At 43.1% G+C, this 13680-nt stretch carries 24 protein-coding genes and 1 pseudogene; 1 reads left to right on the top strand and 24 read right to left on the bottom strand.

Going from position 1 to position 13680, the window contains the following annotated elements; translation table 11 throughout:
• Nucleotides 1–43 precede the first annotated feature (43 nt).
• From YC6258_RS12560 to YC6258_RS12485, 19 genes are all read right to left on the bottom strand, one after another.
• Complete coding sequence (locus YC6258_RS12560; protein WP_044617294.1) at nucleotides 44–460, bottom strand: GFA family protein; 417 nt, start codon at nucleotides 458–460, stop codon at nucleotides 44–46.
• A gap of 275 nt (nucleotides 461–735) precedes the next feature.
• Entirely contained in the window at nucleotides 736–951 is a 216-nt protein-coding gene (locus YC6258_RS12555) for a hypothetical protein (RefSeq protein ID WP_044617293.1), read from the bottom strand.
• Nucleotides 952–1081: 130 nt separating this feature from the next.
• A complete protein-coding gene (locus tag YC6258_RS12550) occupies nucleotides 1082–1438 on the bottom strand; it encodes a hypothetical protein (protein WP_044617292.1) in 357 nt (118 codons plus the stop codon).
• 105 nt (nucleotides 1439–1543) lie between these two features.
• Entirely contained in the window at nucleotides 1544–1816 is a 273-nt protein-coding gene (locus YC6258_RS12545) for a hypothetical protein (protein WP_044617291.1), read from the bottom strand.
• A gap of 61 nt (nucleotides 1817–1877) precedes the next feature.
• Nucleotides 1878–2384 carry a GNAT family N-acetyltransferase gene (locus tag YC6258_RS12540; RefSeq protein WP_052830249.1) on the bottom strand — a complete coding sequence of 169 codons (507 nt, stop codon included), beginning with the start codon at nucleotides 2382–2384 and terminating at the stop codon, nucleotides 1878–1880.
• Nucleotides 2385–2781: 397 nt separating this feature from the next.
• Nucleotides 2782–3039, bottom strand: a complete 258-nt coding sequence (tnpA, locus tag YC6258_RS31340) for an IS66 family insertion sequence element accessory protein TnpA (RefSeq protein ID WP_425402633.1) — start codon at nucleotides 3037–3039, stop codon at nucleotides 2782–2784.
• Between the two features lie 446 nt (nucleotides 3040–3485).
• Nucleotides 3486–3917: a VOC family protein gene (locus tag YC6258_RS12535; RefSeq protein ID WP_044617290.1), complete on the bottom strand. Its 432-nt coding sequence runs from the start codon at nucleotides 3915–3917 to the stop codon at nucleotides 3486–3488.
• 10 nt (nucleotides 3918–3927) lie between these two features.
• Complete coding sequence (locus YC6258_RS12530) at nucleotides 3928–4395, bottom strand: helix-turn-helix domain-containing protein (RefSeq protein ID WP_044617289.1); 468 nt, start codon at nucleotides 4393–4395, stop codon at nucleotides 3928–3930.
• A gap of 501 nt (nucleotides 4396–4896) precedes the next feature.
• On the bottom strand, nucleotides 4897–5268 hold the full coding sequence (locus tag YC6258_RS29780; RefSeq protein ID WP_144407632.1) for a hypothetical protein: 372 nt from the start codon (nucleotides 5266–5268) through the stop codon (nucleotides 4897–4899).
• Nucleotides 5269–5485: 217 nt separating this feature from the next.
• On the bottom strand, nucleotides 5486–6202 hold the full coding sequence (locus YC6258_RS12520) for an SMI1/KNR4 family protein (RefSeq protein WP_044617287.1): 717 nt from the start codon (nucleotides 6200–6202) through the stop codon (nucleotides 5486–5488).
• Nucleotides 6203–6291: 89 nt separating this feature from the next.
• Nucleotides 6292–6546 (bottom strand): HNH endonuclease family protein, encoded by a 255-nt coding sequence (locus YC6258_RS29775; RefSeq protein ID WP_044617286.1) that lies wholly within the window; start codon nucleotides 6544–6546, stop codon nucleotides 6292–6294.
• Complete coding sequence (locus YC6258_RS30610; protein WP_211264675.1) at nucleotides 6543–6701, bottom strand: hypothetical protein; 159 nt, start codon at nucleotides 6699–6701, stop codon at nucleotides 6543–6545. The genes YC6258_RS29775 and YC6258_RS30610 overlap by 4 nt, the downstream gene beginning before the upstream one ends.
• Nucleotides 6702–6883: 182 nt before the next feature.
• Nucleotides 6884–7231, bottom strand: a complete 348-nt coding sequence (locus tag YC6258_RS12510; RefSeq protein ID WP_044617285.1) for a hypothetical protein — start codon at nucleotides 7229–7231, stop codon at nucleotides 6884–6886.
• A gap of 9 nt (nucleotides 7232–7240) precedes the next feature.
• Nucleotides 7241–7489, bottom strand: coding sequence for a hypothetical protein (locus YC6258_RS12505; RefSeq protein WP_211264674.1), 249 nt, complete (start codon nucleotides 7487–7489; stop codon nucleotides 7241–7243).
• A 105-nt stretch (nucleotides 7490–7594) separates the two neighbouring features.
• Nucleotides 7595–7966 carry a hypothetical protein gene (locus YC6258_RS12500; protein WP_044617283.1) on the bottom strand — a complete coding sequence of 124 codons (372 nt, stop codon included), beginning with the start codon at nucleotides 7964–7966 and terminating at the stop codon, nucleotides 7595–7597.
• Nucleotides 7963–8640, bottom strand: coding sequence for an RHS repeat-associated core domain-containing protein (locus YC6258_RS27295; RefSeq protein WP_281176370.1), 678 nt, complete (start codon nucleotides 8638–8640; stop codon nucleotides 7963–7965). The genes YC6258_RS12500 and YC6258_RS27295 overlap by 4 nt, the downstream gene beginning before the upstream one ends.
• A gap of 311 nt (nucleotides 8641–8951) precedes the next feature.
• Nucleotides 8952–9389, bottom strand: coding sequence for an Imm10 family immunity protein (locus tag YC6258_RS27290; protein ID WP_052830247.1), 438 nt, complete (start codon nucleotides 9387–9389; stop codon nucleotides 8952–8954).
• Nucleotides 9322–9492, bottom strand: coding sequence for a hypothetical protein (locus YC6258_RS31330; RefSeq protein WP_144407630.1), 171 nt, complete (start codon nucleotides 9490–9492; stop codon nucleotides 9322–9324). Before YC6258_RS31330 ends, YC6258_RS27290 begins: the two co-directional genes overlap by 68 nt.
• Nucleotides 9493–9586: 94 nt before the next feature.
• The gene (locus YC6258_RS12485) at nucleotides 9587–9871 is read right to left on the bottom strand and encodes an Imm31 family immunity protein (protein WP_044617282.1); all 285 of its coding nucleotides are present in this window, start codon (nucleotides 9869–9871) and stop codon (nucleotides 9587–9589) included.
• Here YC6258_RS12485 and YC6258_RS12480 point away from each other — a divergent pair.
• Nucleotides 9870–10681 (top strand): annotated as a pseudogene (locus YC6258_RS12480) (IS5 family transposase). The gene YC6258_RS12485 and the pseudogene YC6258_RS12480 sit on opposite strands and share 2 nt — an antisense overlap.
• A gap of 286 nt (nucleotides 10682–10967) precedes the next feature.
• On the opposite strand, the gene YC6258_RS12475 reads toward YC6258_RS12480, so the two are convergent.
• The 5 genes from YC6258_RS12475 to YC6258_RS29765 form a co-directional block, all read right to left on the bottom strand.
• Nucleotides 10968–11240: a S1 RNA-binding domain-containing protein gene (locus YC6258_RS12475; RefSeq protein WP_044617281.1), complete on the bottom strand. Its 273-nt coding sequence runs from the start codon at nucleotides 11238–11240 to the stop codon at nucleotides 10968–10970.
• 326 nt (nucleotides 11241–11566) lie between these two features.
• Nucleotides 11567–11845 (bottom strand): DUF6881 domain-containing protein, encoded by a 279-nt coding sequence (locus YC6258_RS12470; RefSeq protein WP_044617280.1) that lies wholly within the window; start codon nucleotides 11843–11845, stop codon nucleotides 11567–11569.
• A 2-nt stretch (nucleotides 11846–11847) separates the two neighbouring features.
• Nucleotides 11848–12135, bottom strand: coding sequence for an HYD1 signature containing ADP-ribosyltransferase family protein (locus YC6258_RS12465; RefSeq protein ID WP_044617279.1), 288 nt, complete (start codon nucleotides 12133–12135; stop codon nucleotides 11848–11850).
• Nucleotides 12136–12154: 19 nt separating this feature from the next.
• Entirely contained in the window at nucleotides 12155–12976 is an 822-nt protein-coding gene (locus tag YC6258_RS31490; protein ID WP_483788294.1) for an RHS repeat domain-containing protein, read from the bottom strand.
• Nucleotides 12977–13218: 242 nt separating this feature from the next.
• Nucleotides 13219–13599, bottom strand: coding sequence for a hypothetical protein (locus YC6258_RS29765; protein ID WP_144407629.1), 381 nt, complete (start codon nucleotides 13597–13599; stop codon nucleotides 13219–13221).
• Nucleotides 13600–13680: the final 81 nt, after the last annotated feature.

Raw genomic sequence — 13680 nt, 5'->3', positions numbered from 1 at the left:
GCACACAAAGTGTGCGAATTGCTACACCTTGTTATATGTTTGGTTACACCTTATCCGCGAAGTAAGCCATGATTTCTTCTGTGGTCATTTCTTTGGTTTCATTAGCAAAACAGTAATAACTAGGGCGCATATCACTAAAATACTGCATGTCCATTTCCAATCCTTTTAAGTTTGGAAATAAGCCCACTGGCATATTGTATTCACCTGTTTCTTTAAATTTATAGAACAGATGCGTTCCACATCCAGTACAGAAGCCTCGAGAAGCCCAAGAAGATGATTGGTACATCTTAACTTTATCATCACCTTCAATTTTTACTTGAGTGCCACATTTCACCGCAAAGAATGGAGCACCACCCCAAGTCCGGCATGATTGGCAATGGCACACAGTAAACTTAGGATTAACGCTTTCAGCCGTAATTTTTACCGCACCACAAAGACAATTAGTCTCAGCATAAGACATAGAGATAGCTCCTAACTTGATAAATACATATAACGCTTTGTTCATTTGCACTGCGGTTGTAGTGGATTTTTGTGCAACAATGAGCGAAGCGAAGGCAAAAAAAGGAACGTAGACCGCTGTGTCAAATGGAGTAATTTGTTATATTTGTGTACCAACACGAGTCTAAGTAACTCCCCAGATAATTAATAATAGTATAACCACAACAAGCAACAGAGGGAGTGCTAACCACGAAATCATTCCGGCTAAACGATTGATATTCTCTAGCTTCTTATCGTTTAAATGACTAAATTTTTTTTATTTAGATATACAACAAAACGCGTATTTACGTCTGGCTCGCCAGAGAACATTTTTGGCTTCCCTAGCTTTACCCATTCATCCGGATGAAACCTCTCTATCCTTTTTTCTATCAGTACTCTCAGAGCTACCAGAAGCCCTCCAAGGCTAAACAGAGAAATAAAAGCTATCGGTAATAGGTTTTCAACTTCATACATAACTTATTTCACAGTGAGACATAACGCCCCGTTCACCGGGCCAGCGTAGTGGAACATTTTTTTGTGGTAAAAGAGCGCATCGATACCACAAAAAATGTGGAACGTAGCTGGCTCCGCGTGCAACGGATTGTTAGGCTTGACGCTCATTTATCACCAACCATTCAGCCCATTGTAATCCAGGAATACTTATATGGTCGCCGCTGAGCTTATTGAGTACTGCATTGGATTCCTCCCTAATATCACCGTACTGCCGCCAACCGCTACCAAGCTTTTGGCCAAATTCAATTACCTCACATACGATCTCCGGCCACGTAAAATTATCACTGTGATAGAACTCCAACCGCGCCATGTATCCGCCCTTTTGATATGGCTCAATCGATGCCTCCATTGGTGGTCGATTAAACGCTCGCACGCATGAATTCATCACCTTTTTGGCCGATTCAATTGATGATGAATCTAATTGTAATTTCCATATCGATCTAGGCATGAAACCTCTTGGAGCCTAATGCCTCAATAACCGGCGCAGCTTTGCTGCGTCCGGCGCCGAAGGCGCGTAGTTGATTGACTTGTTAAATGTATGACCACACCGCACCTATGATGAGCATACAATTACTGCTAATTGAATCTTGTTTGCTTTATTTTGCGCGGCCTTTGCTTTAGGTGTATCAGTTACACCCTCTTGATGATCAAAGCCTCCTTCATCAAGATCTTCATTAAATATGATGAGACCATTAACTAAAACGGCAATCATTACCAGCAACGTTGCCGTTAGCCAGTAAAACCCCGTGAAGTATTGTATTCCCCAACCAATTAGGAGGCATACAGAGATCATTATTGCTGCGCGCTTTAGGTCAATGCCGTTCATCTGCTAGTATATTTAACGCCCCTGTTCGCGGGCGAGTTTACGAGCCCCTTGCGACGGTTTGTTAAGTACCTAGACTGAACTCGAAGTAGTTTCTGTTCATGGCTTTTAGATAGCGCACTGGCTTGAAGCCAACCTTTACTAATATTCTATTTGATGCAATATTCTCGGGATGGGCGAAAGCGACTACTTTATTTAGTCCAATGACAGTCGCTGCATAGTTCATTGAAAACTCTGCTAGCTCACTTGCATACCCACATCCGCTCTTTTCTGGGGCAATATAGTAGACCAATTCAGGCCCCCATTGAGGATCGTCTTCATCTATGACTATACCGCCCCAGCCAATAATACTTCCGGTAGACTTTTCAGTAATTGACCTACACCCATAGCCAAGAGTGTTCCATTGCGACGAAAAATTCCGAACATACCGTAAACACTTCTCATCGGTATTTAAATCCACGCTATACCTCATGTATTGGGAATTCTTCATAATTTCAAATAAATGAGGAAGTTCATCAATTGAGATTTTCTTATACGACAAAAATTTGCTGTCCATTTGGGTACTTAACATTATTCTACTCTACATCCGCTGATAAAATATCCAGAAGACGTTCTTTCCTGAGCAGCCAAACTCACTCAGTCTCATCAAACCCCGTCAACATAGGCACACAGCCCATCCCTGTCAATTTTGCTCTCCGGATATTCAGCGAATATCTGGATACTGAGCCTCAAAAGCTCGAAGTCTTGTGACATTATCGCAAAATAATCAGTGTTATTTTATACACACTGTTTATGAATACAGTATTTTGTAAATAACTCTTACAGGGACGTACAGATAAAATGATCATCCACATAGTTTAGTGAACATGGCGTCATCGAAATTTATTAGTGAACGGATTTCGTCCCTAAGCGAAATAGCACTTCAATCCCCCTTTGATATCGTTAATAAATTATCTGGCCTGTAGAGGTCAACAAAGATGCAGGGCAATGCACTTTGCAGGTCCCAGACTCAATGATAAACACCTCTGGATGTGCCAAGGATGTATCGACTGAGACGCGGACATGACAGATGTTCTTTGTGGTTGAGCGGCGACATGAACGGCGCGTTTACGACTGAAGTATTTGGGATTGAGATCGTGCTGTTGGCAGAAGGCGGCTTGGGTTAAATCGGACTGTTCGAAGGATTGAAAGAGTTTGGGCCAATTGTATTTACGGTAGGTTGCCATGAGCATGCCTTATGTTGAAAGTGAAAACAGGCATTAGGTTATTTGCTTCTGGGATCGCCAGATAGCATGAGTTGGTTTGACGGTTACCACACTCTTGGCCGGATTATCGAAGATCTTGGGTATTTTTTATAGCCGTCTGACTACCGGGAAAGAAATAATAGGCGCGATTGCAGCCTCCATGCTGCAAACAGCCTGAAACAATGTGTACTCATTTCAAATACTTTATTAGTAGGTAACGGTCCGATCTTTCCGTTTGGTGATGTACGGTAGCGCAAACAAATATAGACCGGTGACCAGCATTAAAAAGAGAGGGGGTAATGGTGAGTACGTTATCCACAGTGAAGGCTCTGTAGAATCTACAGCTCTGACTACAAAGTTGACGATAACCGTCGCCGTAAAAATGATAGACAGCCAGCGATGGCATTGTCGTATCCAGAAATTCCAGTTCATTTAGAACTCCCAGGTTGTGGTTTGGGTGCAACTTCGATCATCTTCCATCCATTGCCAGATGGATCCCGAAAGCCAGCATCCACCGAGCCATATCGCTCCATGGGTTCCTGAGTGAATTCCACTCCATTCTCGCACATGCGCTCGTAAGCAGCACGACAGTTGTCCACCAGCAAAACCAAGGGTGGCATAGCCCCCTTTGCTACGACTTCATGCAAGGTCTGAGCGGTTGCAATGTCATGCACTGGTGGACCTGGCTTGAATAAGCCGAGTTGAAACGAAGGCTGATCCGGATGTTGAACTGTTAGCCAACGATAGTCGCCATTTCGAACATCCGTATGAACGATAAACCCCAATTTTTCGACGTAGAATGAAAGTGCTTCGTCTTGATCCCGCACATACAACCCTACTGTGTTGACGCCTGTAGTCATAGAAACCTCCTCAATCAGATTGGACTCCTAGCTTGCCAACAGATTGAATTCGGCGCTTCTCCGAAACTGCTATTTTGAGGTTTGGGCGATTGGCAGCCCGCATAACACATTCCGGTATTTCTCTTTGTACATGGGAAATTGAGCTTTCACGCTCTCGAAACTCTCCAGGACTGTCACCGGTTATGTCTTTGAAAATACGGCCAAAAGTACCAATACTGTTCCAGCCAGTTTGCAGTGCTATATCAGTAATAGGCAGGTCAGTGTCGCGGAGCAGTGCTGTGGCTCGTTCTATTCGACGGGTGAGCAGGTAACGGTGTGGAGGTGTACCAAAAGCTTTTTTGAACTCACGTGAAAAGTGCGCTACCGAAACGGCACTCACGTGGGCCAAGCGCTTAATAGGCCAATCCTCATGGGGTGCACCATCCATACGATCTTTCGATCGCAACAATCTACGCAATAATTCAGGACTTTGTCTCATTCTTATGCCTAACGCTGGAGTTAAATAGCTGTGCGTAGCACCATCCATTTGAACGTTTTGTCTGGTTCAACTCAACATATGCAGCTATTCCTTCGGCTTCCAGAATAGTAAGGTGAAACCCGTAGCTAGCAGCAACTATTTATGTCAGGTAAATAGTGTGATGCAGGGATACACCGATATGTCGGACCACACCATTGGCCATAGTCAATACGAGTCCCGAGAACTTAAGGTGTTTCGCGCAACACCGCCAGATTTCTCGGGATGACAATCAATGAGATCAGGACGATCTATTTGATTACCAGGCTAATAGTTACCAGGAAAGTCATCCGATGAATGCCAGATACTCGATATTGTTAATCAGTCTGAATGCTTCCCCCGACCCGATTTTAACTCGAACAATCGAATGGGCTGCGGCCCAAATTTAGCAAGTACGGGATGCGATGACAATGAACAAAAAGGATGTGGGTATAAACGTCGACACTGCAATCCATTATTTTCATTTCAACACACAGAAAACCAATTGTCCGTACCCTGCTCAGTTACGATTAGTAAATTATCTATCAGAGGTTCTTCAGACCATACAATAAAATAGTTACTTTCATCTTCATCAAAGTTGAATATGACTCTAGAAGTCCCATTTTCTGTTTCAATCACTATTGAAGTTATAGCTTTCTCCAAAACCGGCCAAATATCAGACGAGAATTTTTCGCAAGAATCCATAACAACGCTCTTTGACATTGAGAAGTTGTATGAGGTACTCACGAGAAAAGTACGAAACTTATCTTCATATTGTCCACTAAATTCAAAAGTATACGAGGACCTTGAAAAACGGCAGCCTTCTAAAACAAAACCGGTTAAACAATCAATATTCATAAAATATATCCCTTAATCAGATCATCTTGCTCCTATGTACACGAGTCCGGCATCGGTGATGGTCTGGTGGTGAACCTTCAGCTCGCGGTCGTTTCTGATTGCTCTCAGTGAATCTGAAATTCAAATGTGTGGGGGCCTTTAATCGGTCGATATCTTCTTCCTTACGGGTGACCCCATTGATTGTCAACATTCATTTTCTATGCACCTTGTCCCAAGCTCATCCAGTACCATAAATGTCTTCGATTAGCTTAACAATTTCCTTATGTTTTTCAAAAAACCGTGCATTCCTTCTAGCTAACATCAAAGAATTTCTTTTCTTTGCCCCTTTGCTATATAGAAGTTTAATACAGTGGCTGGCCCCTTTGATAACTGCGCGCTCCAATATTGACCTACCATACTCATCTACGTCTTCCAGCGCCAAATGATGAATCAGAAAATAATCACGCAATCTGTCTTTATCATCATTTTCCAGTATTTGATCTAAATCAGATAGACTTCGTTCTTGAAGGCTGGAAATAAATAATGAGAAGTCATTTGATAACCATGTTAGTGATTTAGCTTGACCTTCAAGCTCATGATTCCAGAAATAAATTTTCCCATAATCTGCATCACCTAGCGATATCCCAAAGATATTTCCCCCAGGGTCTGTAGCAATAGGCAAAAAGAACTTGCTTACTCGATTTCTATAACGTTTGTAGTTTTCCTCTAAGCTCAAGTAAGCTGGAGCCAAAAACAAACCAAAATATTCATGAATCGAACAAAAGTACTTACCTGACAAGAGAACAATATCATTCTTCAATTTCCCTCCATTTCCGTTTCGTAAATACTCTAAGTATGTGGCCGGAGGAGTACTTGGTAGTTCGCTTAAAAACCTGTCTAAATATTTATCATCTATTTCGCCATAAGGATTTACTGTTACAGCAGGATTATTCATAAACTTTCCTTTATAAAAGCGGTTTATTCTAAAGCATGGCATTAGTCCTGACGCATTGAGAAACTACTTCCTCTAAAACTAATGACTAGCTAACTATAACCTGACCATATAGGTGGGATAATTCTATTTGAGTTGATTTCCTCCCAATATGAATCTGACATAGTTCCTATTGGGTCTAATAAATCAAGCATCTTATTTGTCGACGTGAATTTTTTCTCAAAATACATCAGGCCTGCATTAATGGATAGAATCGTTGAACCTGCTACTTGTTTTACTTTATTAATAACAACAACGCCACCTGTATGAGCAGTTTTGTTGTGAATGTTTTGAGGGACAAGCTTCATCGTCTTACCATCTTGATGATGGTGCCATGTATACCTTCAGGAATTGCATCGACAGTTTCTGTCTGGGTATCGCTGCCTGTGAGGTTGGCAACGGTCTGGCCGTTCAGGTAAATGTACAGGTTGTATTCACCATCAGTACTGTGTGAGGCGAGCACTTTATGCTGATCATCACGCAGGTAGCGTTCGATGCGGTTGTCATTCTGTCTGGCAACAAATTTATGGGTGTCCTACTAGAGAAAAGCCCCGGTTTTACCGGGGCCGATCTATTATTAGAGTGGGTGTCCCATTAACTGCTGGATAAAAGAAAGCCCGCATAAGCGAGCTTGAGCTATAGAATTTAAAGATCTTCTTCTATTTCTAGAAAAATGTCCTGTAGATCACCATTTAGCTGTTTTTTCTCATTTTCTATAGTAAGGCTGAAGTCACCATCTTGATCTTCCAAACAACTTACGCCATCCAGAAGAGCAAACAAGTTTGATATTGTATCAACAGACACCTGCCTCATAATTTTGAACAGAGTTTCCTTTTCTTTGTCGCCAAGCTTCTTAAATAGACCCAGAGCCTCCTGCCAATAAGGATCTGAAGCTTGATCTATCTCGGTGTTTGCGAACAAATCTTTATAAATGGCAATATTCTCATCAAGAACAGACTGCCTAATTTTTTTTACGAATTCTTCAGGCTTCATAATTGTTGATCACTTTTTAAATGCTGACGGATACATTTCTTTATTTAAATTAATTAAATTTTGCAGCTGGCTGTTAGGTACATCCGAGTAGACTCGTCTCAACTCTTTAACATCCCGAGCAAGCAAGTCACGAGCACTATCGATTCCCTTTGTGCTCCTAGATACGATCCCATTTGGTCCTTTAATAGTGTAACCAACTTTCGGAACTAAAATTGAAGGCCCAGTATTTGGATCGTAACCATCAACAAGCTTTTTCATTGCTGCTTTTTGGCCAGCGTGATGAGCATCTAATCCAGGAACGGTTCCTTTGATTTCATTGTAAGGACCAACATCATATTTTCCTGCGCCCTTTGTAACAACAGATTATTCATTTTTCAGGAAGGTCATCATACTTGTACGTAGGTTCTCTATTGCCTCTATATAACACAAGAACTCATGAAAGTTATCGCCGTCGGATGCAATCCATCTAACAATCGACTCTGATTCATATATAGAGCCTGCCCGTAAAGCCTCAACAACCTCATCGATGTTATTCGTTTGCCTTTTTAAATGAGTTCGCACGATACCAATAACTGCATCAGCCCTGACTTCAACTTCCCCTAGTACAGATGGTGCTCCTTCCTCGGCCTCCCACTCAATATCATGTAATCGCTTCCTATCATTAGCACTTCTGGAAAACGCTAACTCTAAAAACTTAAGCAGTACTTCCAAAGCCTTGCTGTAAACGCCGATCATTTATTTACCCCGTACGTGACAATTTTTCCATTACGTTCGATTAGAAATTCACCATTTCTTCTATTCCAACGAGTTGCTCCATCCTCAAGATTTTTCTGCTTTGCCCCCTTCTTATTGAAATTGGCCGACTTACGCAAATATTTGGGTATGTCATTACCAAAACCATGCCTTTTTGCATGATCTCGTATGCTATCGGAAAGGGTGTCATAAGTGGCTTTGTCCCACTTAGACATTGACTGCTTAGCTTCTTTTAGGGGTATTCCCTTCAAGTTGCCTACTGCCTTTGTAACCTTCCCCGACTTAATCGCCTTACTGGTAATCCCCATCAGCTTATTCGCGCGCTGAAGGGTTTTGGCAGGATTGAACATGCCAATGGCTGCACTAGTGGCAGCGTCTTTCAGGTCGACTTCGCCACTCGTCGCGTATTGAATCGCTGATTCAATTGCCACGTCCATGGCAAATTTCACAATGAACTGGACAAACTCCCCATCCGGATCCGTATACGCCAACGGATTATCCAATCCATAATGGAACCGATTGACACCGGTAACGGCTGCATCAGGCACTCCAACCGGATCAGGGGATATAAACCGCCTTAGTCTGGGACTGTACCATCTCGCTCCGACGTACACGAGCCCGGCATCGGCCACAGTCTGGTGGTGGTGGAATGTCAGTTCGCGGGTGTTTCTGACTGTTCCAAGTGAATCTGAAATTCAAATATGTTTGGTGCCTTTTTATTCCATGGAATTCCGATTTTTTCCTGGCGCTTGGTTTGTGAAGATACAAAAAATCCCGCAAGTGCGGGCCGTATGTTTCTATTTAAATGGGTGTTTTTTTATCGTTAGCATCCAAGACATCAGTTTTGATCGTTTTGTTTCCTACTAAATCAGCAGCTTTAGATCTTCGAATACCATCGACAATTTCAAAGGTCTGATCTGCAGTCTTTGTAGCATTAAAATTCGGCAGTCAGCCAATTTTTTTAACCTCATCCTGAAAATGGTATTTGCTCCACCTCACATATTTTCTTTAATTCAAATTTCACCTCTTCAAAAGCTGGATGCTCTGCCGGTACCACCACTTCTATATCGCCATCAATAGATAATGCAGATTTGGTGTCATCAGACAATGACACTTTTATCGATCCCTCACTAACCTGAATTGAATCAATGCCACCATATTTTGACCTCGACTCATCCTCGATCTGAATATGTATCTTGTCCATACCCATTTGTTTATCTTGGTCGTCATACTCATGTGCTTTTTGAAGTATGACGAATTTGGTTGGTTCAAATTCGTCATCAGCAAAACCAATCATAACCATATAACCATCATCTTGGGTAAATATGTGAGTAGCATCAAAGCAATAGTTCATAGTAATTTCCTGATAAATTTCCGCCTGTTGTCCAACGTTGAGTTTGCCCATTTTCACGCCATTGATAACGTATGGTTGCTCCAGTTTCTGCGTTAGCTCTGTTCATGTAGCCTTTACAGAATGGGTATGGAGGACGTTGACCTGTGATAGTCATCGTATCGCCAGCTATTGTTTGAGCCTTCCTTCTCCGGTCAATGGATTAACTTCAACTGTCACAGAATCGCCGTCGTAAAAGTCTCCTCTTGACATCACACGGCCAGTTGGAATGAATTCACTCTCCACGACGTCCAGCCTTCCTCTGAATCAAGAATATGTACAGCATAACACCACTGACCAACATCATTTTGAGCCATACCCAATATAGCCGATTCCTCGCCGTTGATTTCCGCTAACGATGGCTTGCTAGAAACTAGCTTTACTACTTCGTAATACTTATACAGTTCTTGTATCGTACTTTTACCTATGGCAACTCTGAAAAATACCCAAAATCTGCGATAATCCAGCCAAGAATGATGCAGATGGAGAATAGTCATGTCATCACTCAGTTTTTCAGATGCCGAGAGCCAAGCCAAGCGTAAACAAACACGTCGGGAAAAATTTCTGGCTGAGATGGAGGCTCTGCTGCCATGGGCAGAAATGGAAAAAACAATTCGGCGATACTACTCCATGCGGCGGTTTGCTGGTATCACCATAGATACTGTTCCAGATGAAACAACCATTCTCCATTTTCGTCACTTGCTGGAGAAACACAAACTGCTCCAAAAGATCTTTGACCGTATCAATACCACCCTTGCCAAACAAGGATTGACCTTCAAAGAAGGTACCATCATGGATGCCACGATTATTGCGATACCCACCTCCACCAACAACCAGGACAACGCTCGAGACCCGGAGATGCATCAGGTCAAGAAAGGTAATGAATGGCATTTTGGCATGAAACTGCACATCGGAGTGGTCAGTACATTTGGGTTGATTCATACCCTGAAAACCACCTCGGCCAATGTCCATGACATCACCGTGGCAGACCAGTTGTTACACGGACAGGAGGAGCATGTGATCGGTGATGCCGGGTATGTTGGTATTGAAAAACGAGAAGAACACAAGGACCGATCAGTCGACTGGATGATTGCTGCACGACCCGGCACGCAGAAGACAGCCTGGAAAACTGGATGGAAACGATTACGGCACAGATCAGAGCAAAAGTGGAACACAGCTTTTTCTATATCAAACGAATGTTTGATTACAGCAAAGTTGGTTATCGTGGTTTGGCGAAGAATACAAACAGATTGTATCTGTTGTGTGCCTTTGCCAACCTGATGAAAGTGAAATCACTGCTGACATAGGATCAGTGTGCCTGGGGTTAGGGTTTTGGCCCTGATTCCAGGCATAAAGGCCATCAAATGGGACAAATATGCGTCCAATTCGAGCTTGTTTTGAATGGTGTTAACGATTAACTATGGTATGGGGTAAAAATCAGAGGTTCCCTAGAATATGAATGTTGAAATGCCTTCTTTTGCGCCTTGGTCATATCTCCCCAAGGAACAGTGTGGCCAATTCTGGTATGTCCTAAAAGTTTAGACCCACTCTTTGCAACATTAAACCACAGCTAAACAAAAAAATGTCCTGCGCCTAATGTATCTGGCTAGGTTTTACTCCCAGCCATACCTGACAGCCATGATCTTTAAATCCCAATATTTTCGCCTGCACTTGTTTACCGATAACTGGATACTCTTCGGGCGTCATTACACCTTCATCCTTGAAGTCAGTTATTTGTATGAGGCCATCATACCCATATCCTATGTCTACAAACACGCCATGGGGTTCATGCCTGGTGATCGTACCCGTAATTAAGGCCCCAACTTCTAGTGTCTTCTTAAGTTCTTCCCAGGTTATGTTGGTCATTTGTGCCGACTCTCTGCACTATTAAGCACATCGAATTCGCTATGGGGAACAGGCGGCTCTGTACGAGGCCCTCCTTGATATAGGTATTCGTGCTGTTTCATTCTAGAGTTATACACATCTTTCGGAATTTTGAGCTCTATAACCCCGTCACCATAATGCTTGGCATAGTCCTCAGCGAGAGATCTCTCCTTAGCAAAGTAAGAGCATTGATCAGCATCACAGAAGTCCTTTGTGTTATAGCCATTTTTATATTGGTTAGCCCCCTTTCCCCGCTGTGGCGCTTTGAAAATCGATACGGTATCTCCCCTCTTTGGAACAACAAAGCATCAACTTGAGACAGCTTTCTCCCAAACACCATTAAACTCCTCTTTCGCAATCACTCTAGGTTCAAATTGTGGGTCGCTTGCAATTTCTTGCTCTGTTGGCAAAGGTGTTTCAGACAACTGTGTCGTACCCTTAATTCCACCGTCATAAGCATAGCCATAATCACCATTTGGGAACACCTCGACTTTACGAATCTCTGAACGATCATCAGTCAGCTCGCTATAAATCAGGACTGGCTCATCTTCGAATTCATGTAGCCACTTGATTTTTAAATATTGCATATCTAGTTCGCTCCGCTGCCACGAATTCTATTTGTCAAATCGAGAGGCTTATCATTTGGAATTACAAACACACCGTCCCTACCTTTCTGAACGTTTAGGCCTTTAACATCGACCTCTACATAGTTCTTGAATTTGTTCCCTTGGAACGGCTGGCCAATAAAGCACCTTGAAAGTTGTGCGCACGATTTTGTCCCAGGGGCTATATCGGACAGGTATTGCCCATCTCCAAACCTTGCATCCTTGGGATTATTAGCTTTCAACGAAGGATTGGATTTCTTCGAACTTAAAATACCATCGAGGCCTGCATCGTCAGTATAGTGATAAAGACTCTTTGTTCCCTTTGTAACATTCCCCCGACTTAATCGCCTTACTGGTAATCCCCATCAGCTTATTCGCGCGCTGAAGGGTTTTGGCAGGATTGAACATGCCAATGGCTGCACTGGTGGCAGCGTCTTTCAGGTCGACTTCGCCAGTCGTCGCGTATTGAATCGCTGACTTAATCGCCACGTCCACGGCAAATTTCACAATGAACTGGACAAACTCCCCATCCGGATCCGTATACGCCAACGGATTATCCAATCCATAATGGAACCGATTCACACCGGTCACAGCTGCATCGGGCACTCCGACCGGGTCTGGGGATATAAACCGCCTTAGTCTGGGACTGTACCATCTCGCTCCGACGTACACGAGTCCGGCATCGGCGATGCGTTGGTGGTGGTGGAATGTCAGTTCGCGGGTGTCCCCGTCTCCTGTCACTCTGCCTTCGTTGCCGTAGGGGTCGTAGTCTTTACTCCAGACCATCTGGCCGCTGGCGTCGGTGGCCATGATGGGATTCATGGCGAGGTCGCTGTGGATGTATTCAACGGTTTCTGTCTGGGTATCGCTGCCTGTGAGGTTGGCAACGGTCTGGCCGTTCAGATAGATGTGAAGGCTGTATTCACCATCGGTACTGTGTGAGGCGAGAACTTTATGCTGATCATCACGCAGGTAGCGTTCGGTGCGGTTGTCATTCTGTCTGGCAACGAGTCCGTTTTGTCCATCGTAGTGAAATTGAGCAGTCTTTCCTGATGGGCTTTGCGCCGATACCAGGTTGTGGCGTTGGTTCCACTGGTAGCGCCAGTTGCCCAGTTGATCAATTCGTCCCTGGGCATCTGCCGTGATGCTTTGAAGGGTCGTAACACCACCATTGATTTCCTGTATGGCCCTGGGAATGAAAGTCTCTCAGTATTAAGGGATTGGGTAGATTTTGTTTGACAGTCCGGAGGCGTCCATATATGTCCTTTTTATTTTCTTTGCTGTTATGAGCAAAAGCCCGCGAGTGCGGGCTGAATGTTTCTATTTAAATAGATGTCCTTACTTATCGCTTAATTTTACGGTAACCCATTTTTCTTTTCTGATGCCCTGAGGCCAGTTTTTTCTAAACTATATCCAGTACAAGCCAAAGACTCATCAACAAGCCTTAGCACATTGCTAATTTTGAATTCCTTTAAGAGCTCAAAGTACTTCGCTATAGAGACCAAAGTTTGATCTACATTTTCAATCTTTCTGCCGGAATCAACCAACTTAACAAAAACCTCATTAACCGTTACCTCTTTTCCAGTCATAACGACCACTCCATAGTCGAACAACTTATAAGAAGACAAACCTAAAAACTTCGGCACACTATCAACAAAAATAGGCAATAAAAAATCACAGGATTTAGCAGTTGGCTTATCAGGGTTAAACGCCACTAATAATTTTTTAGTTTTCAAACTCAATTAATCCCACGGCCTATAAAATTGATGATGCATCTTATGAGTGCTGTATCAAGCAATTTCATATTATACGGAGCA

The organism is Gynuella sunshinyii YC6258 (assembly GCF_000940805.1).
Classification (GTDB): Bacteria; Pseudomonadota; Gammaproteobacteria; order Pseudomonadales; family Natronospirillaceae; genus Gynuella; species Gynuella sunshinyii.
This window is presented reverse-complemented; position numbering and strand designations above follow the sequence as displayed.

Bases quoted from the DNA above. Each gene is read 5' to 3' on its own strand.
- YC6258_RS29775 (WP_044617286.1), bottom strand. From the start codon at position 6,546: ATGAAGCTTGTCCCTCAAAACATTCACAACAAAACTGCTCATACAGGT.
- YC6258_RS12520 (WP_044617287.1), bottom strand. From the start codon at position 6,202: ATGAATAATCCTGCTGTAACAGTAAATCCTTATGGCGAAATAGATGAT.
- YC6258_RS12530 (WP_044617289.1), bottom strand. From the start codon at position 4,395: ATGAGACAAAGTCCTGAATTATTGCGTAGATTGTTGCGATCGAAAGAT.
- YC6258_RS12485 (WP_044617282.1), bottom strand. From the start codon at position 9,871: ATGACTATTCTCCATCTGCATCATTCTTGGCTGGATTATCGCAGATTT.
- YC6258_RS12505 (WP_211264674.1), bottom strand. From the start codon at position 7,489: ATGAAAAAGCTTGTTGATGGTTACGATCCAAATACTGGGCCTTCAATT.
- YC6258_RS12560 (WP_044617294.1), bottom strand. From the start codon at position 460: ATGTCTTATGCTGAGACTAATTGTCTTTGTGGTGCGGTAAAAATTACG.
- YC6258_RS12550 (WP_044617292.1), bottom strand. From the start codon at position 1,438: ATGCCTAGATCGATATGGAAATTACAATTAGATTCATCATCAATTGAA.
- tnpA (WP_425402633.1), bottom strand. From the start codon at position 3,039: ATGGCAACCTACCGTAAATACAATTGGCCCAAACTCTTTCAATCCTTC.
- YC6258_RS12475 (WP_044617281.1), bottom strand. From the start codon at position 11,240: ATGACCAACATAACCTGGGAAGAACTTAAGAAGACACTAGAAGTTGGG.
- YC6258_RS12500 (WP_044617283.1), bottom strand. From the start codon at position 7,966: ATGATCGGCGTTTACAGCAAGGCTTTGGAAGTACTGCTTAAGTTTTTA.
- YC6258_RS12535 (WP_044617290.1), bottom strand. From the start codon at position 3,917: ATGACTACAGGCGTCAACACAGTAGGGTTGTATGTGCGGGATCAAGAC.
- YC6258_RS31330 (WP_144407630.1), bottom strand. From the start codon at position 9,492: ATGACTATCACAGGTCAACGTCCTCCATACCCATTCTGTAAAGGCTAC.
- YC6258_RS12555 (WP_044617293.1), bottom strand. From the start codon at position 951: ATGTATGAAGTTGAAAACCTATTACCGATAGCTTTTATTTCTCTGTTT.
- YC6258_RS29780 (WP_144407632.1), bottom strand. From the start codon at position 5,268: ATGAATATTGATTGTTTAACCGGTTTTGTTTTAGAAGGCTGCCGTTTT.
- YC6258_RS12540 (WP_052830249.1), bottom strand. From the start codon at position 2,384: ATGTTAAGTACCCAAATGGACAGCAAATTTTTGTCGTATAAGAAAATC.
- YC6258_RS12545 (WP_044617291.1), bottom strand. From the start codon at position 1,816: ATGAACGGCATTGACCTAAAGCGCGCAGCAATAATGATCTCTGTATGC.
- YC6258_RS12510 (WP_044617285.1), bottom strand. From the start codon at position 7,231: ATGAAGCCTGAAGAATTCGTAAAAAAAATTAGGCAGTCTGTTCTTGAT.
- YC6258_RS12470 (WP_044617280.1), bottom strand. From the start codon at position 11,845: ATGCAATATTTAAAAATCAAGTGGCTACATGAATTCGAAGATGAGCCA.
- YC6258_RS27290 (WP_052830247.1), bottom strand. From the start codon at position 9,389: ATGGGCAAACTCAACGTTGGACAACAGGCGGAAATTTATCAGGAAATT.